Source organism: Pseudoalteromonas sp. SR45-5, from assembly GCF_014163565.1.
Taxonomy (GTDB): Bacteria; Pseudomonadota; Gammaproteobacteria; order Enterobacterales; family Alteromonadaceae; genus Pseudoalteromonas; species Pseudoalteromonas distincta.
The window spans coordinates 1-1,558 of the sequence record NZ_JACJDN010000788.1; the positions used below are offsets into that span (position 1 = coordinate 1).

Sequence of the window (1,558 nt, forward strand, 5' to 3'; positions counted from 1 at the left end):
ATAAAATACTATCTAGAAGATGGTCCAAGTGAGTATGAAGTTTTAGGCAAAACATACCAGCAAATGATAAGTAATTTATTTGCTTCTTTAATATTTCGAGAAGTAAAAGAGAAAGATTTGAAAGTTTTAGCTAATACCTTTAATTTTAAATATTTAGACGAATTAGCAAGTTTTATTTCAAGAAACGATGACTGGGAAGACAATACATCAAAGTTTATTTCTGAAATAGAATGATTGAACAATTTACTGAATCATGGTGTTAGTAATGATAGATTTTAAAAAAAATGATGTTCACATTGATTTGACTAAAATGGAAAAACATTTAGTGAGCTGGAAGAAAATAACAAATATACCCATCTTAATAATATAAACCTTCCTTTACTGGAAAGGCATAAGATATCCCGAGGGGAAATTAGTTAAAACTTACCACACATTTCACACGTTTATTTCATGGTTCAGTTAAGCGGCGATCATCACAAGCAAGTTACTGAAAAAACCTAAACAGAAAACGGCGAGCCAATATAAATAATTGTGAAAAGCTATTAGCATAGATCTTAAATTACTCAGTAGAAAAGTTGAAACTGCATCATGCAGTTATTTTTATGCGTGTAATTTAGGTTTAACAGCGGTAATGTTTTATTTAATGAGTGCTTTATGAATAACGATAGAAAAAGAGATAAACGCTGAGTAAAAAAAGTAAATCTAATAATACAGTTTTGCTAGTTAAATTAGAGTGGGTGTCTAGTTAAGTTTCTTGACTTAGGTGATGCAAGTGTTAACCAATCAATTGGTTCCCAGTGGAAAAATAAAGGGGTTAACGATATTGGAGATAAAGAGACGTTGAGTCGAGTCGAAGCTATGGACGCTCAAGCTAAAAGTGCATTAGAAGAGTTGGGACCAGATGCAATGATGAATGTAAATTTACATAGGTGCAAATAAATGAATAAATTTTTCGATAACTTTTATATTTATAAAGGGTTTGGTCCAGCTATTAATTCAAGGCTACCAGATCAGGAAACACTTGATTTTTATAAAAATAAACTGCCAGAACGTTTAATAGAATACTGGAAAGAATATGGCTTCTGTGGGTGGGGAGATGGCATTTTTTGGCTAGTTAACCCTAGTGAGTACCATGACATTCTGCAAACGTGGTTGCAAGGAACTGAATTTGCTAAACGAGAAGAACAAGGTATCGATAGTTATTATGTTATTGGGCGAAGTGCGTTTGGAGATTTAATTGTTTGGGGTAACACATCTGGTCAGAGCATTGATATTAATTCAAATTTTGGAATGATTTTCCCAACCGATTACTCAGAGAAATTAAAAGAGCGAGGGGAGGAAAGAACAGTTGATTTATTTTTTGCTACCATGAGTAAGAATTCTTTAAATGAAAAAGACGTCGATGAGGAGTTATTGTTTGAAAGAGCCTGTAAAAAACTAGGTCTCTTAGAATTTGATGAAATGTATGTGTTCGTACCTGCATTGGCCTTAGGTGGCACAAACAAACTAGAAAATCTAAAAAAGGTAAAGGTTATTGAGCATTTAAACTTTTTAGCTG

General features: G+C 32.7%; 2 protein-coding genes and 1 pseudogene. All 3 read left to right on the forward strand.

Features of this window, described 5'->3' with window-relative positions:
* On the forward strand, positions 1-234 hold a 234-nt coding region (locus H5072_RS19055), incomplete at its 5' end, for a hypothetical protein (protein ID WP_182694461.1).
* 531 nt (positions 235-765) lie between these two features.
* A pseudogene (locus H5072_RS19060) lies at positions 766-939 on the forward strand (hypothetical protein); the annotation flags it as partial.
* Positions 940-1,558: GAD-like domain-containing protein (locus H5072_RS19065; protein WP_182694462.1), on the forward strand; the 619-nt coding region annotated here is incomplete at its 3' end.